Annotated in this window: 23 protein-coding genes; 7 read left to right on the top strand and 16 right to left on the bottom strand. The window is 46.3% G+C overall.

Annotated elements, in window-relative coordinates:
- Positions 1 to 4: 4 nt before the first annotated feature.
- The 9 genes from AB4Z45_RS20430 to AB4Z45_RS20390 all read right to left on the bottom strand — a co-directional run bounded on the left by AB4Z45_RS20430 (position 5) and on the right by AB4Z45_RS20390 (position 10957).
- Positions 5 to 961 (bottom strand): ABC transporter ATP-binding protein, encoded by a 957-nt coding sequence (locus AB4Z45_RS20430; protein ID WP_441911211.1) that lies wholly within the window; start codon positions 959 to 961, stop codon positions 5 to 7.
- Positions 962 to 1029: 68 nt separating this feature from the next.
- Positions 1030 to 1935, bottom strand: coding sequence for an ABC transporter substrate-binding protein (locus AB4Z45_RS20425; protein WP_441911209.1), 906 nt, complete (start codon positions 1933 to 1935; stop codon positions 1030 to 1032).
- A gap of 18 nt (positions 1936 to 1953) precedes the next feature.
- Positions 1954 to 2598 (bottom strand): ABC transporter permease, encoded by a 645-nt coding sequence (locus tag AB4Z45_RS20420; RefSeq protein ID WP_441911208.1) that lies wholly within the window; start codon positions 2596 to 2598, stop codon positions 1954 to 1956.
- 96 nt (positions 2599 to 2694) lie between these two features.
- Positions 2695 to 3948, bottom strand: coding sequence for a Zn-dependent hydrolase (locus AB4Z45_RS20415; protein WP_441911206.1), 1254 nt, complete (start codon positions 3946 to 3948; stop codon positions 2695 to 2697).
- Complete coding sequence (locus tag AB4Z45_RS20410; RefSeq protein ID WP_441911205.1) at positions 3938 to 5200, bottom strand: Zn-dependent hydrolase; 1263 nt, start codon at positions 5198 to 5200, stop codon at positions 3938 to 3940. Before AB4Z45_RS20410 ends, AB4Z45_RS20415 begins: the two co-directional genes overlap by 11 nt.
- Before the next feature lie 39 nt (positions 5201 to 5239).
- A complete protein-coding gene (locus AB4Z45_RS20405; protein WP_441911203.1) occupies positions 5240 to 6610 on the bottom strand; it encodes a dihydroorotase in 1371 nt (456 codons plus the stop codon).
- The gene (locus AB4Z45_RS20400) at positions 6600 to 8159 is read right to left on the bottom strand and encodes an HAL/PAL/TAL family ammonia-lyase (protein ID WP_441911202.1); all 1560 of its coding nucleotides are present in this window, start codon (positions 8157 to 8159) and stop codon (positions 6600 to 6602) included. The genes AB4Z45_RS20405 and AB4Z45_RS20400 overlap by 11 nt, the downstream gene beginning before the upstream one ends.
- Positions 8160 to 8204: 45 nt before the next feature.
- Positions 8205 to 9305 carry a DUF917 domain-containing protein gene (locus AB4Z45_RS20395; protein ID WP_441911200.1) on the bottom strand — a complete coding sequence of 367 codons (1101 nt, stop codon included), beginning with the start codon at positions 9303 to 9305 and terminating at the stop codon, positions 8205 to 8207.
- A complete protein-coding gene (locus AB4Z45_RS20390; protein ID WP_441911198.1) occupies positions 9302 to 10957 on the bottom strand; it encodes a urocanate hydratase in 1656 nt (551 codons plus the stop codon). The genes AB4Z45_RS20395 and AB4Z45_RS20390 overlap by 4 nt, the downstream gene beginning before the upstream one ends.
- Before the next feature lie 301 nt (positions 10958 to 11258).
- Here AB4Z45_RS20390 and AB4Z45_RS20385 point away from each other — a divergent pair, with 301 nt between their 5' ends.
- Positions 11259 to 11945, top strand: a complete 687-nt coding sequence (locus tag AB4Z45_RS20385) for a response regulator transcription factor (protein ID WP_441911196.1) — start codon at positions 11259 to 11261, stop codon at positions 11943 to 11945.
- On the top strand, positions 11942 to 13483 hold the full coding sequence (locus AB4Z45_RS20380; RefSeq protein WP_441911194.1) for a sensor histidine kinase: 1542 nt from the start codon (positions 11942 to 11944) through the stop codon (positions 13481 to 13483). The genes AB4Z45_RS20385 and AB4Z45_RS20380 overlap by 4 nt, the downstream gene beginning before the upstream one ends.
- 79 nt (positions 13484 to 13562) lie before the next feature.
- On the opposite strand, the gene AB4Z45_RS20375 is transcribed toward AB4Z45_RS20380, so the two are convergent.
- Positions 13563 to 14753 carry an acyl-CoA dehydrogenase family protein gene (locus tag AB4Z45_RS20375; protein ID WP_076269411.1) on the bottom strand — a complete coding sequence of 397 codons (1191 nt, stop codon included), beginning with the start codon at positions 14751 to 14753 and terminating at the stop codon, positions 13563 to 13565.
- 176 nt (positions 14754 to 14929) lie between these two features.
- Here AB4Z45_RS20375 and AB4Z45_RS20370 point away from each other — a divergent pair, with 176 nt between their 5' ends.
- Complete coding sequence (locus AB4Z45_RS20370; protein WP_441911192.1) at positions 14930 to 15703, top strand: copper amine oxidase N-terminal domain-containing protein; 774 nt, start codon at positions 14930 to 14932, stop codon at positions 15701 to 15703.
- Here the strand turns inward: AB4Z45_RS20370 and AB4Z45_RS20365 are convergent.
- Positions 15686 to 15784: a maltose acetyltransferase domain-containing protein gene (locus AB4Z45_RS20365; protein ID WP_441911278.1), complete on the bottom strand. Its 99-nt coding sequence runs from the start codon at positions 15782 to 15784 to the stop codon at positions 15686 to 15688. The two genes, AB4Z45_RS20370 and AB4Z45_RS20365, sit on opposite strands and share 18 nt — an antisense overlap.
- An 89-nt stretch (positions 15785 to 15873) precedes the next feature.
- On the bottom strand, positions 15874 to 16905 hold the full coding sequence (locus tag AB4Z45_RS20360; protein ID WP_441911277.1) for an ROK family protein: 1032 nt from the start codon (positions 16903 to 16905) through the stop codon (positions 15874 to 15876).
- A 202-nt stretch (positions 16906 to 17107) separates the two neighbouring features.
- Here AB4Z45_RS20360 and AB4Z45_RS20355 point away from each other — a divergent pair, with 202 nt between their 5' ends.
- On the top strand, positions 17108 to 18109 hold the full coding sequence (locus tag AB4Z45_RS20355) for a VanZ family protein (protein ID WP_441911190.1): 1002 nt from the start codon (positions 17108 to 17110) through the stop codon (positions 18107 to 18109).
- A gap of 51 nt (positions 18110 to 18160) precedes the next feature.
- Here the strand turns inward: AB4Z45_RS20355 and AB4Z45_RS20350 are convergent, their stop codons facing one another.
- A complete protein-coding gene (locus AB4Z45_RS20350) occupies positions 18161 to 19354 on the bottom strand; it encodes a purple acid phosphatase family protein (RefSeq protein WP_441911189.1) in 1194 nt (397 codons plus the stop codon).
- Between the two features lie 238 nt (positions 19355 to 19592).
- Here AB4Z45_RS20350 and AB4Z45_RS20345 point away from each other — a divergent pair, with 238 nt between their 5' ends.
- From AB4Z45_RS20345 to AB4Z45_RS20335, 3 genes are read left to right on the top strand one after another with little or no spacing between them, the layout of a single operon-like run.
- A complete protein-coding gene (locus tag AB4Z45_RS20345; RefSeq protein ID WP_441911187.1) occupies positions 19593 to 20306 on the top strand; it encodes a polyphosphate polymerase domain-containing protein in 714 nt (237 codons plus the stop codon).
- Between the two features lies 1 nt (position 20307).
- A complete protein-coding gene (locus AB4Z45_RS20340; RefSeq protein WP_441911186.1) occupies positions 20308 to 21024 on the top strand; it encodes a DUF4956 domain-containing protein in 717 nt (238 codons plus the stop codon).
- 18 nt (positions 21025 to 21042) lie between these two features.
- Positions 21043 to 22956 carry a CotH kinase family protein gene (locus tag AB4Z45_RS20335; RefSeq protein WP_441911184.1) on the top strand — a complete coding sequence of 638 codons (1914 nt, stop codon included), beginning with the start codon at positions 21043 to 21045 and terminating at the stop codon, positions 22954 to 22956.
- Positions 22957 to 23022: 66 nt separating this feature from the next.
- Here AB4Z45_RS20335 and AB4Z45_RS20330 read toward each other — a convergent pair whose 3' ends face one another.
- From AB4Z45_RS20330 to AB4Z45_RS20320, 3 genes are all read right to left on the bottom strand, one after another.
- Positions 23023 to 23754: an MOSC domain-containing protein gene (locus AB4Z45_RS20330; protein WP_441911183.1), complete on the bottom strand. Its 732-nt coding sequence runs from the start codon at positions 23752 to 23754 to the stop codon at positions 23023 to 23025.
- Positions 23755 to 23923: 169 nt separating this feature from the next.
- The gene (locus AB4Z45_RS20325) at positions 23924 to 24613 is read right to left on the bottom strand and encodes a 4'-phosphopantetheinyl transferase family protein (RefSeq protein WP_441911181.1); all 690 of its coding nucleotides are present in this window, start codon (positions 24611 to 24613) and stop codon (positions 23924 to 23926) included.
- Positions 24614 to 24667: 54 nt separating this feature from the next.
- Positions 24668 to 26011 (bottom strand): M20/M25/M40 family metallo-hydrolase, encoded by a 1344-nt coding sequence (locus AB4Z45_RS20320; RefSeq protein ID WP_441911179.1) that lies wholly within the window; start codon positions 26009 to 26011, stop codon positions 24668 to 24670.
- Positions 26012 to 26040: the final 29 nt, after the last annotated feature.

Raw genomic sequence — 26040 nt, 5'->3', positions numbered from 1 at the left:
CCTCTCACCTGCCGTTCTGCAGCTTCAATTGCTCAAGCGTTATTTTGCCAATGATTTCATGTTCGGTATTTTCCACAGCAACATACGGTGCATTTTGCTGCAGCAGAATTTGAAGCGCCGACTTTAAACTATCACCAGCGGGCATACGGGGAATATCAGATCCAGCCGGTTCTTCCAGCGCAATCATTTTCTCATCTGCCCGAATCAGGTGAAGCTGTTGGAACAAATCATCGGCTTGAATCAGTTGCGATACGAAAGCATTACTCGGCTTGGACATGATGGCAAGAGGCGTATCATACTGCTGGATCGTCCCTTCGTTCATCACGATCATATGATCGCCGAGCTTCATCGCCTCTTCCACGTCATGCGTCACAAACAATACGGTTTTGCCAAGCTCTTGTTGTATTTGCTTAAAATCATCCTGCAGCTTTGTACGCGTAATAGCGTCAATCGCTCCAAACGGTTCATCCATCAGCAATATAGCTGGATCACCTGCCATCGCTCTAGCAATCCCTACACGCTGCTGCTGTCCACCTGACAGCTGCCGCGGATAAAGCTTCTTATAGCTTGCAGGCAAATGAACAAGATCCATTAAATAATCGATTCTCTCCGCTGTTTTTTGGCGTTCCCAGCCTAGTATATTGGGGACCGTTGCAATATTTTGTTCAATCGACAAATGCGGAAACAACCCTACCTGCTGGATTACATAACCGATGCTTCGGCGAAGCTCCGTCACGGGCAAGCTGCGAATGTCTTTGCCAAATATCGAAATCGTGCCTGCGGTCGGTTCAATAATTCGGTTTACCATTTTTAGCAAGGTCGTTTTGCCGCAGCCTGAAGCACCCAGTATCGTAACAAAGGAGCCTTGCGGAATAATAAGGCTCGTTTCATTAACGGAGGGATTCGCAGACTTTGGAAATGTTTTGGACACCTGCTCAAAAATAATGGCCTCTTTGCTCATTTTATATCAACTCCTGTAGGAAGGGGGCTTCCCCAAAATGGAGAAACCCCGCTGCATTTAATTATGAATTATTTTTTCAATAAACCTTGCTCTTCCAAAAATGCCTTCGCTACATCCGCGTATTCTTTCTTGTCGATATCCACTTGCGCGTTCAGCTTCTGAACAGTTGTGTTATCCAGCTTTGCAGAAATTTTGTTCAACACTTTAGCAATTTCAGGGTCCTTCTCGTTCAGCTCGCCACGAAGCACTGGAGCTACGAAGTAAGGAGGCCAAAACTTCTTATCATCCTCAAGCAATACAAGATCCGGGTTCGTCAAATCGCCATCTGTCGTGAAGCCAACTGTTACATCCGCTTCGCCATCTAGTGTTACGCGATATTTGATGCCGTAATCAAACAGCTTGATGCTTTTGAAGTTCATTTTACCGTAGAAAGTATTTAGTCCCTTTAATCCGTCTTCGCGCTCTTCAAACTCAGGAACAGCAGCGAGGTTAAGCTCAGGAGCTAATTTCACCAAATCTGATATTTTGTAAAGATTATATTTTTCAGCAATTTTCTTTGTTGTAACGAGACCTTGTGAATCGTTTGCGTTTGTTGGCTCCAGCCAAACCAGGTTGAATTTCTCTTTGTAGCCTTTTGCTACAGTATCATATACGGTTTTGGCATCGGAGTTTGGCGGCAATTCCAATACGTTGATTAAGCCTGTTCCTGTATACTCCGGATAAAAGTCGATGTCGCCTTTTTTGAGCGCTTCATGGGCAACGAGTGTGCCGCCAAGATTGAGCTTACGATCTACCTTGTAACCTACGTCCTCAAGTGCCAGTGCGTACATTTCACCCAAAATCAATGATTCCGTAAAGTTTTTCGAGCCGACTTTAATCTTTTCTTTGCCTGAACCTCCCTTAGAAGAACAAGCGCTAATAACGAGTACCACACTTATAATCAACAATGCCAAGCTTACCCAATTCTTTTTCATCTGAATTTTCCCCTTTCATTATACACGCTGATATTTGGTTACTGCTCTTTCAATTCCAGCAAATCCGATCTCCGATAAAATAGCTAGCAGCGCTACCGGCAGCGCCCCGACAAGCAGCAATGAGAATTTGTACATGCCAAGACCGTTGATAATATACGTTCCCAGCCCGCCTCCTCCGATGAATGCGGCCAATGTTGCACTGGCGATAACTTCTACGGCGGCTGTTTTTAGTCCTGACAGCAGCAGCGGAGCAGCTAACGGCAGCTCGATTTTCCGCATAATCATTTTCTCTCCCATACCAAGGCCTGAAGCAGCTTCAATAATCGCCGGCTCAATACCTCTAAAGCCCATGTATGTATTAATGAGAATAGGCGGACAAGCAAGCAGCGTTAATGCAACTAATGCCGGTGCAAAGCCAGTTCCCATGATCGGTAAAATAATGACTAAAACCGCAAGGCTTGGGATGACTCGCAAGGAGTTGAATAGCCCCATAATCGGACCGGTCAGCCACTCTTTCTTGGCACATAATATACCGAGCGGCACACATACGACGAAAGCAATAAGGAGCGCGTAGAGACTTATGCTTAAATGCACCTTGACCGCTTCCAAAAATCTGTCGCTGTTAGCATTCACATATTCATAAGCTTCGAGGAACACATTCACTCGTTTGTCATCCTCCTTCCCTTATGTATTATCACTAAACAATAACTTGTTACCACTATTATTAAACTTTATACCCCATTATGTCAATCGGAATTATTAATTTACATCATTTCCTAGCTGAATAAGGGTTTGCAACAGTACATTTGCTCCTGCTTCACAGTCCTCACGGCTGCTCCATTCAAGTGGATGATGACTGATGCCATCCTTTGAACGTACCAAGATGAGCCCCATTTCCGTTAATTCACTCATGACCACCGCATCATGACCTGCGCCGCAAATCATATACTCCGCAGGCAAACCTGCATCCTCACAGCTATCTGCAATCACTTTTGTAATATACTCCGACGTTTGAACAGGCACAGCAGCATCTAATATCCGGATAGCGTAAGTCAGCCCTCTTGCTGCAGTAAGGCGTGACAACTCGCCTTTTATCGCAGCCTCCAGCTTATTGAGCGACTCCAAGGATTCATGCCGCACATCGAGTGTAAACACCGCTTCACCCGGAATTACGTTGATTGCGGCTGGCGCAAGCTTAAACGTCCCTGTTGTTACGACGCCCCCATACTTCACTGCGATTTGTTCCACAGCTAGCACAACCTCTGCTGCTGCAGGCATAGGGTCCTGTCTTAACTTCATGGGCGTTGTTCCTGCATGGTCCGCTCGTCCATGAATGGTCACTTCGAACCAGCGATGTCCATAAATCGCTGTTGCAATGCCAACCGCTTTATTCAGCTCTTCCAGAACTCGTCCTTGCTCAATATGAAGCTCAACATAGGCATGAATGGCTTCTGATCTGCGACTTGCAAGAGCTGCTTGATCAGGGTTCAAGCCGCCATGCTCCATCGCTTCGCGAAGCGACATGCCGGAAGAATCCATAAGATCCAGCCACTTTTCATCCCAAGTATTTGCCATCGCACGGCTTCCCAAATAGCCGGCTCCAAAGCGCACGCCCTCTTCGTCCGTAAAGCAAATGACCTCGAAAGGTCTATCATGCCTGATTGACTGCTCCTTGATCGTTCGCAAAACCTCAATACCCCCAAGTACACCGAGCGCTCCATCGAATTGGCCTGCTTGAATGACCGTATCGATATGAGAGCCCGTCACTACAGCTCCTGCCCGCGGCTCCTCCCCCTCCAATCGCCCAATTAGATTGCCCGCTTCATCCTGCCTGACTTCTAGTCCCGCTGCTTTCATTTCACTGATAATAAATTGCCTCGCTATAAATTCCTCATTGCTGAGCGATAGCCGTGTTACACCGCCGTTTGGATCTGCGCCGATTAAACCCAAAGCTTGAATCGAATCCCATAACCGTTTACCGTTGACCTGCACATGCTGAGTCTTAGCCATCATGCCACCCGCTTAAATCCTCCTTATCAAAATAAAGCAATGCGGCGGCTAGAGCCTGCGTACCCGCAGCAATATCATCCTCATCGGTCCATTCCTCGGGACAATGGCTTCTGCCATCCTTGCTAGGAACAAAGATCATGCCGATTGGCGCAATGCGCGCAAGCTGGTTCGCATCATGCCCCGCCCCGCTTGCGAGGTGAATAGCTGGAGCAACAGAAGCACAGGCTGCAAGCACTCCACCCAGCACAGACTTTTTGACAATGACGGAATCTGACTTCGACAGCAGCTCAAGCGACAAACGAAGGCCTCGCCTTGCAGCAATCTGGATCGTCTCCGCAGCAAAAGCGGCGTAAACCGCGTCAGCCACCGTACGATCAAGTGAGCGGATTTCAAGCTCAAACCGAACGAGGCCGGGCACAACATTGGATGCATTCGGCTCATTCGTCACTTTGCCGATCGTGCCTACGGCTACGCTTGCATGATCGTTGCAGTGACGTTCAAATGCTAAACCAATCTCGCAAAAGCCTGCCAGCGCATCACTCCGAAGCGTCATCGGCGTCGTCCCTGCATGATTTGGCGCACCTTTGAGCGTGACACGATAGCGATGAATACCTACGATACCGAGCACCGCCCCAAGTTGATGGCCTGATTGCTCAAGCACCGGACCTTGCTCGATATGAAGCTCAAGGTAGAGCGCTACATCACCCAGCTGCCTCGCCTCACTCATCAGCCGTTCGACATTTCCCCCTTGTTGATTAATCGCATCGCTAAGCTTCAGCCCAGTATCGTCGCGAAGCTCCAGCATCGCTTCAGGCAAATTGCCGACCATCCCCCTGCTCCCAATCGTGGAGATGCCAAACTCACTCGGCTCCTCTGCCGTGAAATCGACAATTTGCAGCGGATGCCGAAGCTGCGTTCTTGTTTGTTGAAGCAAACGGGCGATTTCTATGCCGGCCAGCACTCCTATGATTCCATCAAACCGCCCGCCGCCAGTAACGGTATCCGTATGGGAGCCAATCATGATAGGCGCTAAATTCGGATCGCTGCCAGGCAAGCTGCCTATCAAATTTGAAGCTGCATCCAGCGAAACAGACAGTCCCGCTTCCTCCATTTTCTCGGTCAGCCAGCGCCTGCCGTCAGCATACTGCTTCGTAAATGGACGACGCGTCCAACCGGGTTTAGATGGATCAACAAACATCGATAGATGTTCAATATCAGACATCATTCGAGATACACTTGGCACCAGTCTATCCATTTTGCTACCCATCCCATTCATTCCTCTCTCGCAAAATGATTAAGCAAGATGCTCTGCTTTAATAAATTCGCCATGACCCGCCTTGCCGGTAACAGCTCCCGCTTCATACACAAGCGTTCCCCTTACGAGCGTGTGCGTTACTTTTCCTTGCATACTCATTCCGTTATAAGCACTCCAGCCAGCGCTCGATTGAAGCTCACGCTCATCTAGCGTCCAAGCTGCAGCAGGATCGATAATCGCGATATCGGCATCGTAACCTTCAGTTAATCTGCCTTTGCGATGACCAAGCCCAAATACGTCAGCAGGCCTTTGACTGATCAGCCTGACCATGTCGGTAAGCGCCAATTTTCCTTTCGCCACTCCCTCGCTGTAAATAATCGGAAGCAAATGCTCTACTCCGGGAGCACCTGAAGCATTATTAAAAATATCCTCGTCTGATTTACGCCCAATTAGCCACGGAGCATGATCGGAAGTAATCATATCGATCGATCCTGTTTTCAATAGGTCCCATAAATCCTCTTTATCCTGCTTCGTGCGAAGCGGTGGATTGATTTTACCTTTCGCCTGCAAACGCGGCATATCTTCTTCACTTAGCGTCAAATAGTGGGTACAGGTTTCCGCAGTGACTTTCGCTCCAATTGAACGGAAATAGTCCACCAGCTGAAAAATACGTGGATACGTACAATGATATAAATGCAGTTTGACTCCTGTCTCATAAGCAAGCTCCATAGCGGTCAGCGCTGCTGCTGATTCACTTACTTTCGGTCTGCTCCAGCCATGCGAACGTGGATCTGCGCCTTGGGAGCGATATTTATCAATATATCTGCGGACGATCTCATCGTTTTCCGCATGCACGCCAACCGGACAACCTGTTTCAGCAATAACCGCAAACGAATCAAGCAATTGTCCGTCATCTATTCGCGGAAAGCGGAAGGAATCTGTATTAAACATCGACACTTTAAAGCCGCATGCACCGGCCTCGGCAAGCTGGCGGATATGGTCATAACCGTCTTGCTTATGAATCGTAACAAGCATCGCCATATCAACTATAGATTGCTGCTCCAGCTGCTGTTTTTTTTCCTCGAAAGCAGGAAGCGTGCAGATCATCCCCGTCGCATCATAAGGCATTTCAATAATCGTCGTTACGCCTCCGGCAGCTGCAGCCGCACTCGCTGTGTAAAACCCTTCGTCAAGCGAGCTGTAACAATGGACATGAGCGTCGACTGCACCAGGCAGCACATAGCTGCCTTCGGCATTAATTATTTCTGTTGTGTCAGACATGTCTGTGTCGTCTCTATCACCAATACGAACAATTTTACCGTCCTTGATTCCAACTGCGGAATGGTATGCGACGCCCCCTGGAAGTACGAGATTTCCATAAATGACGAGATCATAGCTGTTATTCACCATTTGCTCCTCCTTCGAATTGAATGCCGCTGCGAATAAGCTCATACATAGCAGAAATATCTGGGGTTAGCGGACGATCTTCCGTCAACATAGGCACTGCACTGCGAATTTGTGAATAAACAGCGGCCGAGCCTCTGCCTAATTCAGCTTGTATGCCGCGTAAATCAATGGCTTGGGCTGCATGCAGCGCTTCCATCCCTATAATGTAGGTTAAGCGATCGATAATGTCTTCGAGCTTACGAATGACGAGCGGTGTATTGTTTGCATGATCCTCCATATCGCCTGCCAGCGATAAATAATCAGCAGATACCGGATTAGAAAGCAAGCGGATCTCCGCATCAAGGGAGGTGTATGTTTTTTGAAGCGTTCCGAAAGCGATAGACTCTGGATTCGGGGCTAGAAACCTCTCCAGACCGGTAAAGGATGGCGTTCCGAGCTTAAGTGATCTGTAGCAGCTTATTTTCGATACATGACTTAGCGCAATCGCAACCATCTCAAACGCCACGGTCCATGAGGTTACGTCAAAGTTTGAGGAGGGCACTACTCTTCTTTCATCTATTAATACACAAGGATTATCATCAGAACCGTTTAATTGAATGAGCAGCAGCCTTGTCGCATAAGCAAGCGCATCACGAGCTGCGCCATGTACATGGCAAGCACTGCGAAAGCTGAGCGGATCTTGAATTTTATCGTTTTTACTTGACTGCTGCAGCGTTCCTCCTTGCAAATAACTTCTCACATTTGCCGCGCTTGCTGCAGCTCCCTCGAATGGCCTTACCTCAAATAACGCCGGATCAAGCGGATTCATGCATCCCCGAAGCGCTTCAAGCGACAATGCAAAAATAGCATCTGCCGTACCGAGCAGCTTTAAAGCTGCTGCTGCTGCCAGTGCACCAGTGCCCGCGGACAGCGCATTGGAGCTTACAATTGCCAGTGCATCCTTTGGCCCCAGCTTCACAGGAGTAATCTCCGCAGCTTGAAAAGCCGTTTCCGCGCTCATCATCTGGCCTTTGTAATTCACATTTCCTTCTCCCATCATCGTTAAGCCGATATGAGACAAAACCGAGATGTCGCCTGCGCCAACAGATCCTCGAAGCGGAATGATCGGATGGATAGCTGCGTTAAGCAAATCCTGATACATGAGTACGACCGCAGGCTGCACACCTGTACAACCAATAAGCAATGAATTCAGCCTGGCAACGAGCACGGCCCGCACCTGCTGCTCAGAAGCAGCAGGCGCAATAGCCGCCGAATGGGAATAAATAAGATTGCGGTTAAACTGTTCATACATCTCCGTTGTAATGGTTCGATCTTTATTAAGACCTACGCCGCGGTTTAGCCCATAGATCGGAATGCCTTCGGCGGCAAGCTCATGAATGAGAACATGAGCCTCCTCTACTCGCTTTAATGCATGCTGCGAGCACTCCACGCGATAACCTTCCAATGCAATTTGCTCAAGCTCGCGAATCGTGAGCGCATTGCCATCAAGCGTAACCACCCGTTCGGACGACTGTGTATCCTCCAAACCGATACCATCTATAACTTCATTCATAACAGGCACCTTCTTAGTAGATATCGATAAATTAGAATAATCGTGCTAGACAATACCCTTCAAGCCATACTCAGCAAGCGGTATGCCAAGCGCCTTTTCCACTTCTGGATATACGGTAGCGTCTTTCACACTGGAGCTTAAAGGCACATATTGCTTGTCGATTGCAAACAATGCGATCTCCATGCCTTCCTTCACGCCGCCTACGCTGATCGGCAGACCTGTTGCTGCTTCAAAGGTCGTAATGACATCCGGATAAGTTGTAAGTCGTTTACCATCAGCATCATCCACTGCCATATATTCATTCATGACATGCATCGTCAGTTGACCGCCTGATCCATCCGCCATTGTAATGGTGCCAATATCGAAAGCGCCTGAATAATGAACGTCCTTTTTCAAAACGACACCGCGACCGATGATCTGTCCATTTGTTTTGCTGCAAACCGTTTCCATAATCGCTTCCGCGCCGTTCGGCTCAGCCTCGATCATCGCATAACCTAGCTCAAGCGCTAACGAAATGCCGCCAATTGCTGCATGCTCCTTCACATAAGATGCTGGAATCGGATGGCGAGCAGAAGCGATAAATCCTCCCGACATATCTGCAGCTGTCCGCAATATATTCGATGTCTTAGCTGGCGTGCCTTTTACAACGAGCTCCAAATAAGAACCCGTATCTCTGCGTCCGCCTACAACGACCTGAATCGTTTCATAATCGGTGCGGGAAGCAAGGCCCATCGAACCCATCTTGCCTGTTGGATGCGCACGAATATCACCAGTCGCATCAACGACAACCAATCCGAGCGCTGCAGCTGGAAGCCAGCCATTAATGGTGCTCGACATGCCGTTTTGCGGTGTCATAACCCCCACAACCTTGCCGTCATAGTTGTCCATCAGCAGTTGAACAGCCTTAATATAATCAATGCCCCACATTTCCCAGTCATTGCCCGCTGGAGCGCCAATCGCCGTCGCTGTCACAATAATGGCATCATCAGGCAGCTCATCAACCGAAACCAGCTTTGGTCTAGCAATACCCACTGCTGCTCCTCCAATCTCAAGGCCATGATCAACCCAGCCTCCGCCTCCGGATGCGAATACTGCCCCTCCTCTTACTGCTGCTTTTACATCCTCTATCGTTAATTCACGCATCATGCATTCTCCTTTCGATTCGTATCAATTCGTCGTATTCCCTTTTTGCTTACTTCATCCAGCGCTTCCTCATAACCAGCGTCAGCGTATCGCAGTACGCCAAGGCCTGTGTCATTGTCTAGCGTCGTTTTTAATCGAAGCTCTGCATCGGATGTGCCATCTGCAACGAGCGTGACACCTGCGCTTGTCATATATCCGCTGTAGCCGCCGCCTCCGGAATGTATCGCTACAAGATCAGCCATCGATGAACAGTTAATCATCGCATTAAGCAGAGGCCAATCCGATATTGCATCGCTGCCATCCTTCATGTTCTCCGTCATAATATTCGGGTGAGCCATTGATCCCGCATCGAGGTGATCACGCGAGAAAGCAATGGGACCGCTTAGCTCGCCAGCTTGAACCATGGCATTAACCGCTAGTGCCAGCTTCGTCCGATCGCCATGACCGAACCAGCCAATGCGTGCAGGCAAGCCCTCGACCGGAACATACTGATTTGCTAAGCGAATCCAATTCACTACAACCTCGTTATCGCTGAAATGCTCCAAAATGTATTGATCAATCTTGCGAATGTCACTAACCTCACCACTCAAAGCGACCCAGCGGAACGGCCCAATCGCACGAGAAAACAACGGTCTTAGAAACGCTTCGGTAAACACAGGAATATCAAAAGCATTTGTAACTCCATTTTGTACAGCCTGCGAACGAATATTGTTGCCATTGTCAAAAACGACTGCACCTCTGCGCTGAAACTCCAGCATCGCCTCAACTTCTAATGCGATAGAAGCTCTTGCATCCGCTTGAAGCTGATCCGGTTTTGTTCTGCGCAGCTCAGCAACCTTATCTAAACTGTAGCCTGAAGGAATATAACCGTACATGAGATCATGCGCCGACGTTTGATCGGTTACAACGTCAGGCTGAATGCCTCTGCGAATCAGTTCAGGATAAATATCGGCTGCGTTGCCAAGAAGACCGACTGACAAGCTCTCCTTATTCGCACAAGCTGCTTGAATCCATTCCAAAGCCTCATCCAAGCTTGCCGTTTTTTTCTGCAAATAGCCGACCTCGATACGTTTGTCGATTCTAGCCTCGGACACTTCTACGCATAAAATAACGGCACCCGCCATCGTTCCTGCAAGCGGCTGGGCGCCGCCCATTCCTCCGAGACCGGCTGTCAAAATAAACTTCCCAGCCAGATTGCCGTCGTAATGCATTCTAGCTATCGATTGAAAAATCTCATAGGTTCCTTGTATGACTCCTTGTGAACCGATATATTGCCAAGCTGCCGCGGTCAAACCGCCCCAAACGATTAATCCCTGCTCTTGATATTTATAGAAATTGTCGCTCGTTGCCCATTTGCCAACAATGTTGCAATTCGCCATTACAACAATTGGAGCGTACTTATGCGTTCTCATAATGCCGATTGGCTTGCCTGATTGAATGACCAGCGTCTCATCTTCCTCTAACGATTTGAGCGTGCTGACAATGGCATGATAGGAGTCCCAATTACGCGCCGCTTTGGCAAGGGCAGCATAGACAGTAAGCTCTTGTTGGTTTTCGCCATTTTCAAGAACATTCTCAAGCATTCGCAGCAGCGCTTCCTGCCTCCAGCCTTTGCAACGCAGTTCAATGCCTCTGGCAGCTACAATTCGATCCATATTCGATTCTCCTTATTATCATTATTCAATAATTAGTTTCTATTAATCAATAAATTAACAAACGTTTCCTCTCTAGTCAATACAAAAAAACAAGTTTACGTCAGTTTAAGTAACGCACTAGGAATAAGATGCTTTATAAATATAAAGGTTACCTCATTTTTCGCAAAATAGAACCTGTAAACTAAACCCATCAATCGGTTTCGTATGTGGCTGAAAGTTTGCTGAAAGAACGAGTAAACAGATGCATCTTTTTCTAAAAAGACAGATAATAGAGGGGTAAGCTGCGAAAGGGGAATTTGAAATGGTGTCCTTGAAAGGGATTAAAATATTGCTTGTGGATGATGAACCAAATATCGTGCAATTTCTGGAGCTCGGTCTAATTAACGAAGGATTTGATCTTCGGTTCGCCTATGACGGGGAATCCGCTTTGCAGGAAGCGAGTACCTTTCAGCCCCATGTCGTCATCCTCGATGTGATGATGCCCGGGCTGAACGGATTTGAAGTATGCGAGGCATTAAGGGCTACCGGCGATAATATCGCTATTATTATGCTGACAGCAAAAGATGAGATTGAGGATCGTGTCAAAGGCTTAACCCTTGGAGCTGACGACTATTTGGTGAAGCCCTTCAGCTTCAGCGAGCTGCTTGCCCGCATAGGTGCAAGACTGCGGAATCAGTTTCCTAATTTGCTTGGCGAAGCTGTGTATGGACCGTTCCGGCTCGATGACCGCCGCAAAGAACTCATTTATATGGAACAGGTTCTTGAGCTGTCTCCTACCGAATATGAGCTGCTAAGGTTTATCATTCTAAATCATGGTGTCGTGCTTAGTAAATCACTCATTTTGGATAAAGTATGGGGATATCAATTCGGTGGAGAAGAAAATATTGTCGAGGTGTATATCCGCTCGCTTCGCGACAAATTGGACGACAAGGAGCATCGCCTCATTCGAACACTCCGCGGGGCCGGCTATCGGATGGATCTGCCATGACGCGTATTAAAACGTCAGACGTCACTCGTTTCTTTGCTCCACGTTCACTAAAATATCAATTATTATATCGGTCGCTGCTTATACTAGCGGCTTTGTTTCTATTAATTGGCGTGCTTCAATACTTCATTATGAAGGACTTTATTTTTCAAAATAAAGCCGATGCCTTAAATGCTCAAATCATGTCGATGCCCATGGATTGGTTTATGGATGGGAAGGATACGAATAACCACCCTGAAACGAGCAATCAGGGTGATCCCGCTAATCCGGCTGAACGGCCGCAGCGAGATCGACGCGACTCGCCCATGTTCTATCAACCGGGCTTGTCTATCGTCCTGATTGATCCAAACGGTGTCACGGTTGACGTATCGAAGGATAATAACCTTAACGCCCCGCCTTTATCAACGGGCGAATATGAGCAAATTAGAAATCAGCTTAAAGCGCATAAGCAAATTGGCTATAAAATCTTGAACAATGCCGAAGGCATCGAGCAGCTAGCCGTCTTCCGTATGGCTGGACCGCCAGGCAGAGCCGAAGGCCTCATTCAAGTGAGCACCGAAACCGATTCACTCAAGCAGCTGCTCATGACACAGCTTGCCATATTCGCTGGTTTATCTGTCCTTGCACTTGCAGCAGGGCTCGCGCTTTATTTGCCGCTGCTTCGGCGTACGCTTCGTCCTTTATCTCGCGTCGTTGTGGCAGCGCAGCAAACCGATGCAGGCAGCTTAACGAAACGAATTCCCGCCAGCCAAGGACAAGAGGAAATCGATCGTTTATCCGATGCGTTTAATGGCATGCTTGAGCGACTCGATCATTCCTTCGAGGCGGAACGGAAAACAACTGAAAAAATGCGGCGTTTCGTAGCGGACGCCTCCCATGAGCTGCGTACGCCGCTTACTTCGATTCACGGATTTCTAGAAGTGCTGCTGCGCGGAGCGGCCTCGAATCCGGAGCAACTCGCGCGCGCGCTTAACAGCATGTTTCTTGAATCCAATCGTATCAACAAGCTGGTCGAGGATTTACTCTTGCTGGCGAAGCTTGATCAAGACCCGCAGCTGCAGCTGGCCGAAACAAAGCTGGATGCGCTTCTGCTCGAGATGGAACCTCAATTACAATTGATTGCTGGCAATCGCACAGTAGAGCTGCTTCTCACTCCTCATGTGAGCGGTCAGTTCCATGCGGATAAGCTGAAACAGGTGGTGCTCAATTTATTTTTCAACGCGGTGCAGCACACCGATTCGGAGACAGGCGTGATCAGCATCACGCTTGCTTCGTACAATAATCAAGCTGAAATACGCGTTGCCGACAATGGAACAGGGATTGAGGCCGTGCATCTGCCGCATTTGTTTGAGCGCTTTTATCGAAACGAATCATCCCGAACGCGAAAGATGGGCGGCGCAGGTCTCGGGCTTGCCATTACGAAATCGATTGTAGATGCTCATAGAGGTACAATTACAGTAGACAGTTTGCCCGGTGCAGGAACAACCTTCCGCATTTTGCTCCCAACCACCCCGCGCCAGCCGGCCGATATGCAATATTAACTTAGAAAAAAACAGGAAGAGGCAGTCTCAAAAGTAGATTTTCTACTTTTGAGACTGCCTCTTCTTCATGATTTATTATTTATTCCGCAGACTGCATCTCTGCTAATGCTCGCTGAGCTAATCCGTTTAATGTAATGTCATCCATCGGCGGATTATGCAAGCCTGCGCGAACATCACGGTACATCCGCTCCAGCGGAAGCGTGCGAGACAAGCTGCTTCCCCCCACTATTCTCATGGCAAGATCAACGATACGAACGGCTGAATTGGTCGCCACATATTTAGCGAGGCCCAGCTCTGGCTTTAATCCGCTCCGTCCCTCCGGTTCCCGGTCCCAGCGATCGGCGATGCTGTAGAGTAAGGTGCGAGCCGTTATTAGCTCCGCTTCCATTTCGCCAATTTGCCGCTGGATCGTTGGCAGTTCGGATATCGGGCCTGGCAAACTGTTAGGCCGATAGTTTTGGGCAAAGTGAATTGCAAAATCACGTGCCGCATGTGCAATGCCGATATAACAGGCAGGAATATGAAGCAGCGTTCCGCCATCGAAGGCCGTCCCGCCTTTACGATTAATTTCTGCGCCTTCAAGCGTACCGCTGTCTGGCACGAATACTTGATTCAACAGGAGGTCATGGCTCCCTGTTGCCCGCATGCCGAGTGTATCCCATGTTTCCTCAATACTTATGCCTGCACCCATTGGAATTAAAAACTCGCTTGCACGATTTTCTTCTTCCATCCATGCAGATATGGTGAAATAAGACACATCAGGACTAAGCGTGCTATAGGTCTTGCGCCCGTTAATAAGGAAACCTCCAGCCGTTCTTATCGCTGTAGTTTCCGGCTTGCCGCCTCTGCTTGGGCTTCCAGTTGCTCGCTCGCTTGCATAATGATTTATTGTGGCGCCTTTGCTTACAACCTCCTTGCAAAAGCTGGCGTATAAAGCTTCGGGCCATGGACGGCTTATCCGCATTTGCATTACCTGCCCCAGATGCCAGCCCGCGGCGAGCGCCGTTGAACCGTCACCGCGGGCCAAATGATCCTGCGCTAGTACAAATTCATACAATGACGCTTCATCCCCGCCATATTGCTTCGGCACAGTAAGCTTCAAATAACCGCACTCCCGCATATCGGCAAAGTTGTCATGTGGAAAAGAGCCTTCCCTATCATGCTTAGCTGATCTTCCTGCAAACTTGCTCGCCAGCTGATCCGCTGTCGCCGCGATTTCCGCTTCGCGCTCATTGCGAACGAACCGATCCTTTTCGATTTTCACCTGCATAAAGCTGTCCAGCCTCCTATCCACACTTTCATATCTGTATAGCAATCTTTCCTTTCAGTTTACACCCATCCTGCCAAAATAAAAATGAAAAAAGGATTAAATTGCTTAGGTTATCTAAGCAACTAATCCTTTGTAGAGTCGTCTATTACTATATACATGATATGGAGGGCTTTCAGATGAAAAAAACTACTATTGCATTATTATCTCTTATGTTGTCTGCCAGTATATTTTCAGTTAATCACATTCATGCAGAAGCAGCAAATCAGCCATTCGTAATAGAGGGAAAAGTGGTTCAGGGACGCACTTTAGTTCCAGTACGCTATGTTGCTGCAGGGTTAGGAGCTGTGGTTAATTGGAACCAACAGTCCAAAACGGTAACCATTCTTAACGGAAAAACCGAGGTTATGCTCAAAATTAATTCAAATAAAGTGATGCAAAATGGAACTGAAATCACGATTGATGTTCCTGCTCAAATAACCAAAGGGGTTACATACGTCCCCATTCGCTTTATCTCACAAAGCTTAGGCGGTACTATTTCTTGGGATGCTAAAAGTAGAGTAGCCGACATTTCTTTAGGCGACAAACAAGTTAGAATTACTACAGAGTCTACTTTTAACTTGTCTACAATCCCGCAAGAACATATTAATACGCTGATCCAAAAAGCGAACGAAGCGACTAATCTATCATCCTATTCACAAATTAGAGCCCATTTTAAATCCAATTTTACTGGGACATTCATTAATAAAATCATCAAACAAAATGGGCTAGAGTTCAACGTTCCATTCACAGGTACAGCATACAGTCATTCCGAAGGAAAGGAAGGATATATCAATCAATATGAATCCCCCTTAAATGCTGGAGGCATGATTGTCGAGCGAAGAATCATCCTTAAACAAATTCAAAATACATGGATGGTCGACGATATTATTTTCTCAAGCTCGGCACCTTAAACAAGCATAAACCCAGCAATTTTTCATTCTATACGCAACCAGCACAGCATCGGCTGCATTATAAAGCTCACCACTGAGCATTTTCTCTTTTTCTGTCTTCATTTGGTACCACTCCTGGTTGTTGTTTCAATTGTAAGCAGAAATACGGTTTGTCTGGTCACTACATTCGTTTACTTTCTTGTTCCTGAAATCATCAGGCCTAAACCAAGCTTCTGTAATCCATACAAATAATCTTGTTTCCAGTCGCTCACAGTAAGCTCCGGCAAATGTTCTTTAGGAATATAAGCTGCGCTTCTTAATGTTATTTGGTCGGTTATTTGCTTATTTATTTCATCATTGGAGAAAATAATCGTGTGCGGGTTTATTGTAGCTGTAAATGAGGCTACCAACCGACTAATCGCATCAATCTTTTTTTCATCATGAACCAATGCAGTTTCTGTTCCATCCCCGTTATTCAGGGCTTGTACAAAATTTCGGTCATCATACTGAGGAACAAAGGATATTTCTCCTGAGAAAAACGTACTGCCTCGCACGACGTCACCATTAATCATAATGCCGGCACCAGGACCATTTTGACCCAAATACAAGTAGACCAAGGAACCCTTGTCTTTATTGTTCCGGTTGTCGTAGTATCCAAGGACAGCCGCATTCATATCATTCTCTACAACGACAGGTATGGATAAACGCTCCTCAAAATATCCTTTTAAATCAAAATCATGAAACTGCTCATAGCTCGGGATGAAAATAATTCGGCCATTATTGACTGAACCCGGCACACCTATAGCTACAGAGCTGATTTTGGGATGCTTTTCTATAATGCTTTCAAGTAATTGAGATAAGCTCAAAGCATCATTCATTAGCACACTTGAAGTACTGCCTTGTTCCTTCTCTTCGCCTAAACAATTAAAAATGGTATAGTTAGTTTCTGTTTTCTCTAAAAATATAGCCAAACCGAGCATGAACTCGGGATTGTATGCGTATCTGTTTGCTCTTCTTCCGCCACTTGAATGGTCGAGACCAACTAAAATGAGTTCCCCGTCCTTTTCCATTTGCGTGAGAAACTTACTAATGGTAGGGAAGCTTACTCCAAGCTTTTGACTTAGCTCAACCTTCGTGGCACTCCCATGCTCCAGAAGAGCCGCACGAATGCTGCGTAAAATAACTTTTTTCCATTCTTTTGGAGTTGCAAATAGATCATTTATGATGATCACCACCTCTGAGTGCTATACTTATTAAATTAATTTAATAAGTTAAACCGATAATATCAGAATATCGTCTTGGATAAAAGTAATCTTCAGGAAAAAATAAGAGATGCTTAAAAAAGTTTACATGTTTATTCTGTAGAATAACACATAAAGCAATTGTTCTGGTAATTACCGCACAGAGACAAGAAAGGATGTTTTGATGTATCAAGGAAAGCAGCGAAAAATGATTATTTTACTGTTGGTTTTATATACCGTATTAATCTTCTATTTCTTATATGCCGGATTCAACAGAGCTGCTTCTATTCATGACAGCGGCTTGCGATATAATCTAATACCCGAAAAGATACATTTATTCCTCCCTATGCAGAGAGAGTTTTCATTTTCGCTTTTTGAGTTCGGCAACTTTGCAGCATTTATACCTTTTGGAATCATGATCCCGCTTCTGTTTCGTTCTCGTTTTCTGAGTTTTATACTGCTATTTATTGTATCGATTACCATGCTTGAGACGCTGCAGATGTTTTCCCGTTTAGGCTCCTTTGATATCAACGATATTATTATTAATACGTTAGGTGCTGCAGTAGGCTACTGCGCACAAAGGTTTGTTCGACATGAGCGTGATACATTCAAAGGCTTCTGCAAAATAATAATAACAGCATTTGTACTTGCGATTGGTGTCATCGGCAGTATTGGAGGCATTAATAATTATTTAGATAAAGCAAGCAGCGAGGTTATCGCTTTAGATAAACTGCCATTAAAGGCTGGAACTGTTCTTTGGGATAAAAGTCTCTCCAGCTTTCCCGCAGCCCAAGAGAACGTTGAGCCGAAACTAAATATGTACAGCCGAAACAATACACGAACAAATGAGTTTACCTATCTTTTAGACGGCAAATATCACATGATAGCAGGTAATCTCGCGATATCAAAAACCTTAACTCAAAGTGCCGGCAATGGAAATATCGATCTCATTTTTAGCGCAGACGGAACCGTAATCCATTCATTTGGATGGAGTTTCGATGGACAGGAAGAGCTTCCTTCCGAGTTTTTTCAAATCCCCTTAGATGGAGCAAAGGAACTTACTATAAAATTTGTTAATCATACATCCGATCGAGATGTCCTGCTGTGGGACATTGCACTTCATAAAGTAAATGCCGGACAAAAAATAATAAATGGGATCAAACAAAAACTAAAAACATTATTTTAAATGGAAAAAGCCGAATTTCTTAGCTTGCAAAGAAATCGGCTTTTTGTAATGTCACTTCATTTTAGCATCGCCATCTCCGTGATGTAGCACGAACTCATCCAGCTTTGTACCTTCCACGTCATAGGCTTGATAGGTTAAAGTGTCGCCATTTACCGTAATCCCTGCGAACATTTGCTTCTCATTCTGAAAATGAACCTTATGATAAAACTTATCTTCCTTTTTCTCATTGAACTTTTGCCCTGCTGTATTGGTTACCACATATACAGTGCCCTCTCGGTTTTGCACCGCTTGATCACCGTCGCCTGTGATTTGACCATCACGAAGCGGATAGGATCTGGAGTATTCATGATTATGGCCCTGCAGCACCAAATCAACCTCGAATTCATCAAATAGCGCTGTCCAATCCTTCACCTTCTTGTTCGTATTGCCTCCATAAGGCCCTTGATGCAGAGCAACGATTTTCCATGGCTTATCCGTGCTCTCCAAATCTTTTTTCAGCCAGCTTGTTTGCTCCTTTATATTCGATTCCGAATTTAAAATAACAAAATGAACAGAACCATAATCAAACGAGTATGTCGTTCCCGCATTCGATCCCTTAGCGCCGCTCGCAGGCAAGTTGAAATGAGAAACAAATCGCTTGGCATCTCCATCCACTTCATCATGGTTGCCCGTAACTGGCATAAATGGAAACTGTGTTACCCACTTGCCTGCTTTTGCGAAAAGCTCGGTCCAGGCATGCTCATCGGTGGGCTCTTCTGTCAGATCACCATTATGGACGATAAAGGCAGACGCCGGAAAAACGTTAAACGCCTGATCCAGCATATTTCCCCACAGCTCAAAATCCTGCTCCGTCACGCCTTGCGAATCCGTTACGTTTATGAAAGTAAAAGCATCGCTTGCTTCAGCCTCCGTCCTAAATTGTGCAGCATCGCTCCATGCCTCTTTTTCTCCGCTGCCTACTCGGTACGTGTACGTGGTTCCCGGCTTAAGTCCGGTAGCTTCTGCTTTATGAACACCCCGCAAAGTGTCCTCACCTATGTCAATCGATGATGTCGTACCCTTAAAGGTCATTACAAGAGCCTCTTCCCAATCGCTAGGGGCGGCTCCTTCAATGATCTGAACAATTGAATCGGAATGTGCATTCGTACTATGCCAAGTGAAGGCGCGGCTAGTTTTTGGATCGCCCTTGAACGTGGTCACAATCGCGGCTGGCTTCACCGACTTATTGGCCTTTAACCATTCCATGCCGATGGCTCCAACAACTAATAAGGCGCAGCATATGAGCAGTATCATCATGTCTTTTCGGATCTTGATCCTAGTCACACTCCTTCTTCTCTATCTAATTTTAATTATATCTTAACAAAAAGCTGTTGCACGGCGCATTCAGCAATCTTTCAGCCAGCCTTAAGTTAAGAATAAGTAAAGGCCCGTAGAATAACATTTGTAAGCAGCGAGGGGCGCTGAACATGAAATGAGGTGTGAGATGAACAAGAACCTAAACTATCGCCATGAATTGAAATTTTTCATTAACTATCATCAATACTTTATTATTCGCCAGCGGCTAAAGGAGCTGATGGAACAAGACAAACATGTCGGTCCGTCAGGCGAGTACCATATTAGAAGCTTATATTTTGATGATATAAACAACAAAGCTTTGCATGAGAAGCTTGGCGGCATTCGCGATCGGGTCAAATATCGAATCCGCATATACAATGGCCAAGACCATGTCATTCATTTTGAGAAAAAAATTAAATTCAAGGATTACATCGCAAAGGTGAAGGAACCGCTAACGAGGGAAATGTACGACAAGCTTATGGATGGCGATTACGACGTCCTTAGAGGGCCGGACAAGCCACTTTTGAACGAAATTCACAATGAAATGAAGCATCATTTGCTGCGTCCGAAGGTCATCGTCGATTATGTCCGTGAGCCATATGTTTACGCTAACGGCAACGTACGCATTACGTTCGACAAAGAGCTGCGCACCGGGCTTCATGCCGTTAATATTTTTGATGAAAAGGTGGAGCCCGTACGCGCACTCGACAATGATTTAATCATTCTTGAGGTGAAATATGACGAATACATTCCAGCCTTTATTCGAATCGCTTTGCAGCTGGAAGGACTAAACCGGCAATCCGCTTCAAAGTATGTCATCTGCCGAAAACATTTGAAGTTCAACACTTGGGAGGATTATTAAAATGGAAACCAATACAACTGCCGCGGCAGCAACGGAGTCGACAACAAATTTTGCCGATCTTTTAAAAAATTCAGTACTGGATAACTTTGCTTCTGATATCAGCCTTTCGAAAATATTGATTACGCTGGGCGTCGCTTTTTTACTTGGCTTCTTCATTTACTTGCTTTATAAACGAATATTTAGCGGCGTGCTTTATTCAAAAAGCTTTAACGTTTCGCTGATCGGCATGACCATGATTACAGCAGTTGTCATTATCGCGATTAACTCCAATCTCGTGCTGTCGCTCGGTATGGTTGGCGCTCTGTCCATCGTCCGTTTCCGTACTCCAATTAAAGATCCAACCGATTTAATTTTCCTATTCTGGGCTGCTGTTGCAGGTATCGTTACTGGCGCGGGCTTCTTTACACTAGCGGTAATTGGTTCGGTTGTGGTTGGTCTTATTCTGTTCTTCTTCGTTAAGGGCGGATCGGTGGAAACACCTTACCTGCTTGTTGTTAACTGCGACAGCGATGCTACCGAGCAGCTTGTTCACAAGCAAGTTGGCACGCTCGTTAAGCGTTATAACGTGAAGCAAAAAACAGTGACGCAGGGCAATATTGAAATGACGCTGGAAATTCGCCTTCGCGACGAAACCGGACGTTTCGTTAACCAACTGACGGAGCTGGCTGGCGTCCGTAACGTCGTACTTATTAGCTATAGCGGGGACTATGTATCCTAATTATCGGGAGGTGTTTTCATGAAAGCGAAAGCGCGTGTAATCTTATTATGCTTTTGCTCCATTCTCCTGGTTACTTTACTCGCTGGATGTGCCGCAGGCGGTACATCCTTCAGTCTCAGCAGCTCTGGTGCGGCAACGGGTACAGATGAGAAATCAGCGGATGAGCAAAAGCTAGATGAAACGGTTTTTCCTAAAGATAAAATCGTAGATGTAAAAATTACGATCGACGAGGATGCGTTCCAAAATATGCTGGACAACGCCAGCGCGGAGGAATATAAAGAAGCCTCGGTCGAATACAACGGTCAGAAGTTCGATAACGTAGCCATTCGAACGAAGGGCAACCTCAGCTTGAACAGTGTCGTAAGAATGACCGATTCCGATCGGTACAGCTTTAAAATTTCATTCGATGAGTATGTTAATCAAACCTTGCAAGGAATAAGCAAAATTAATTTAAATAACAACTACAGCGATGCCTCTTATATGCGAGAGTTTCTATCGTATGAGCTTGCTGAGCAAATGGGACTTCCAACCCCAAAATATTCTTATGTCAATGTTTACGTCAATGGCGAGCTTTGGGGCTTTTATTTGGCTGTCGAGCAGATTGGCGATGCCTATCTTGAACGTAATTTCGGCAATGCATATGGTGCGCTTTACAAAGCAAACGGCGGCAACGGCAGCGAGCTCAACTGGCTCGAAACGATCGATGCCTATACGGGACTCGATTTGAAGTCCGACAAATCAAATGATGATATTTTGCTCGATATGCTGGATGAACTGAACAATGGCGCAAGTTACGAGAGTGTGCTGGACGTTGATGAAGCGCTTAAGTTCATTGCCTTAAACGCAGTAGCCGGCAACTTTGACAGCTACCTCTCTGAGAAAAAACATAATTATTATTTGTATGAGGATGACGGTATTTTCAGCATTTTGCCATGGGATTACAATATGTCCTTTGGCGGTTTCGGCGGCTCCAGCGTGCTCATTGATGAGCCAACTACTGGCGCGATAGCCGATCGGCCGCTTATTGACAAGCTGCTTAAAGTGGATGCCTATAAAGATAAATATCACGAAATCGTTACTGATATGTTAGAAGGGTATTTGGCAACCGATACGTTTCAGGCAAGGGTCGATGTAATTAAAGCTATGATCTCGGACTATGTAAAGGCAGACCCTTCCTCCTTCTACACGTATGAGCAATATGAGCAAGGTGTTGCTCAGGTTGTTTCCTTTAACTCGCAGCAAACCAGCACCATTGCACAGCAGCTCGCCGGTACCATGCCTGCAGCAGGCGACGGATCTGGCAGCGGCGGCGGGATGGGTGGTGGCATGGGCGGCGGCATGGGCGGTGGTGGCGGATTCGGCGGCAATCGGCCAAACGGCCAGCAGGGTAACGGTCAAGCCGATGCAGGAAACAGCAATGCTCCTGTTAATGCAGGAGCCGGACAGCTTATTGCCGGAATTACAGCGAACAAAGAGCTGAGCCCGCAAGGCGCTGTGGCAGATGGCGTCGTTCAGCAAGTAGTTGACAACACTACCTCCCCTACTACACAAGGCACTCAAAGCAATGCAGATGCTGCTGCTCCTGACGGGCAAGTTCCTCAGGGCGATGCAGGCACTGCTGCTCCTGACGGGCAGATCCCTCAGGGCAATGCAGGGGCTGCTGCTCCTGACGGGCAGGTGCCTCAGGGCAATGCAGGCATGGCGCCGCCAGATGGTCAAATGCCTAATCAGCAAGGCGGCATGCAAGGCGGGTTTGGCGGCCAACGACCAAATGATATGGGTGGCGGCATGGGCGGAGGCTTCGGCGGCCCTGGCACGCAGCAAACTCAGGCACAAGGCAGTCCTAAAGAAGCCGCGACGGCTGGAATCGCCATCGTGATCCTGCTTCTCTCCTGTGCATTCATCGTCTTCTATAAACGTAAACGACTATAAGCATTCTAGTTCAAAAAAAAAAGATCGCGCCCCCTTGCCACAGTGGCATTCGGGCAGCGATTTTTTTCAATCCATAAGAAATACCTTTTCGCCTACTTCAATGTCTCCTGTCTTTTTTACAGAAGCATACACCCCGAAGTTTAAATTCATCTCTGTGTTAATTTTTTTCAATAAGGAAGCATCACGTGCTAGCGAATCTGGATCAAGCGTAACCATGGAGCAGCGATCACAATATTTATCCACTTGCAATTCAGCACCGCCTACCGTTATTCGTCTGCCTAGCCACTCTTTTTCTCCAAAAGCGCCTTCCTCTACTGTAATGAGTATATTTGCTCTAAAGCGCCGCGCGTCCAGCTGTTTTCCCCATATCGCTTCGAGCTTTTGCAAGCTCCTATCGGTGATGATGAGGATACTGCCTTCATCCACCGCTTTAAGGTCAGGACTTTGTGCTTTATAACTGAGCATCCGCATCTTCTTCTTGGAGTACTTCTGCATTTCAGCTAACAGCTCCTCGTCCCAGCTGAAGGTCTGACCCTCTGGAGAAGTTATTTCTAATAGGGGATGCTCTGCGCTCGTGCGTTCATCAACCAGCTTCGCTTTGTATGCCAGCATCGCCGGAATTTCTCTTGCAGTAAAGAAGCTATCCCAGCCTTCCTTTGTTTCATCATAAAAAGCATAACAACGGTCGCCCATTAATCCGTATCTATCGATTTTACAGGCATCCAGTTCCTCTCCTGCAAATGACTTAATCGGGTACCTGCTTATGCCACTAATTTCACCAATCAACGTTAATGTCAATCCAACAACCTCCATACATCCGTTTACTTCCATACATAAATATCTTTGATTATAGTATAAACACAAAAGACGCGCGATAAGCGAAGTCCACCTTTCGATACAGAAAGGGTTTTCGCTTATCACGCGCCATGTCGTTTCACATGAATGGTACAAACGCAATGTATTACAATTAGAAAAAGAAGTGTATTAAATCCTCCATGCTCCAATGCTGCAGCTGATTAGGGAAACCTTTTGGAGCAGTAGTACAAGCCGCCAGCTTATAGCTTCGGTTCAGTTCATATTGTTTGAAAAAATAAGCTTCCGTTCTCGGAGTTAAAGCGATGGAGCTATCCTCACCAATATGTATTGAGAAGGAATCTAGCGGTATGGACAACCCTTTACCCTTTGCTTTTATGTAACTTTCCTTCAGCGTCCAAAGCTCATAGAAATAAGCGGTTCGCTCCTCCCCTCTCAAACAAAACAAACGTTCATATTCCGTTTTCGAAAAATAAGATTTTGCTATACCTTCATCTATTACACATATTTGTTCCACATCAATGCCTACAGGGGAAGAGCTTATAAATAAGGCAACCCAATCTCCAGCATGCGAAATATTAAAGTGAAAATCTTCGCAGCCGATAAGTGACGGCTTACCATATGAATTGTAAGTAAACTGAATCTCTTGATTGGATAGGTCTAGGTTTCGCACAATTGCAGCACGTACAAGCACTTCACCAAATAAAGTCCGATAAACATCACATTGCTGTCGCAATCGACTTATTTTTAAACGCTTCTCTTCTGATACGAGACTTAACAATTGCCGGTAGTCATTCGACGTGATGTTTTGCGGTATTTTCAAAACCATGATTTCAGCCTGCACAGCTTGCTGCTCCTTTCCCCCTCAACTTATCCTTAATGCACTCGTCTGAATCTATCATAACCTCGAATTTCCATAACGCGCCATCACTTCATGAATAGCTTTTGCCCCAAAACGAATAGCAACAACAGGCACACGCTCATCTGCTGCATGAATCAACTCCGAGAAATTCATGTCCTCTGGGAGCGTCATTGGCAAAAAACCATACGTTTGAATACCTAATGTTGAAAAATGTCTCGCATCTGTTCCACCCGGCAGCAGCATCGGAATGGGCACTGCAGCTTCATCCGCTTTCTTCAGGACATCTGACAGCAATTCAAACATCCCCATTTCCGGTTTTTTTGGACAAGGGTCATGACGAATCACCTCTAACGTTATTTGATGTTGTATGGCATGATCGTACAGCTCGGCAATGAACTGCTCTGGAGTAAAACCAGGCAGCAGCCTCCCATCCATCTCCACGATGATTTCACTTGGATGCACATTGATTTTTTCGCCGCCATGCACAACCGTAGCACTTATTGTGTTGCGAAGCAGCGGTTGAAACAGCTTTCCCTTGTCACCCATTATCCTCAGCATGAGATTGCTCAGGCTTGGCCGAAGCAGCCCCTTCAATAATAACCTCGGCAAAAGGGGCAATGCCGATGCCATGGATTGAATCATATACGACGCTGCGGGCGTGACATGAATCGGCAGCTTGACCTTATTTAACGCTCCCAGCATATAGGCAAGCTGCGCCATGCTTCCTTCATTTTGGCCAAGAGAACCATGTCCGCCTCCTCCTCTAACCGTAGCTCTAAGGAAACAAATTTGTTTCTCTGCCACCATAATCGGATAAAATTTTTGGCCGCTTACTTGAAAGGAGAAGCCACCAAACTCCCCTATCGCATAGTTCACACCAGCAAAAAGATAAGAATGATGTTTAACTAAGTAGGAGGCTCCTAAATCCCCGCCTGCTTCTTCATCACTTACAATAGCCAAAATCATATCGCCTTGTAATGCTGTTTTCTCTGTGTGGGCTTTTAGAAAGGCGGCAAGCATCATCGCTACACCGCCTTTCATATCTAGGCTTCCTCTCCCCCATACGTAACCATCGATAATCTCACCCCCGAATGGATCGCGGCTCCATGCTTGCTTCTCTACACCTACAACGTCAACATGCCCGTACATGAGAAAAGGAGGTGCATCTCCGCACCCCTTTAATCGTGCAATTAAATTAGGTCTATGCTCTTCTTGAGCAATAATGATCGTATCGCTGATTCCCGATTCAAGAAGAAGATCACGAATAAAATAAATACAATCTCGCTCACTGCCTGGCGGATTCGTTGTATTAAACCGTATTAATTGCTGCAATAGATATTGAGGAGACTCATATATTGGCCCGTCCAAGCTGCTAATCATCGTAAAGTCCTCCTTGGCATGGTTGACTT

Origin of the sequence: Paenibacillus sp. MCAF9, assembly GCF_052114265.1 — a bacterium.
GTDB lineage: Bacteria > Bacillota > Bacilli > Paenibacillales > Paenibacillaceae > Pristimantibacillus.
The sequence above is the reverse complement of the archived record's forward strand: the minus strand, read 5'-3'. Positions and strand labels throughout refer to the sequence as shown.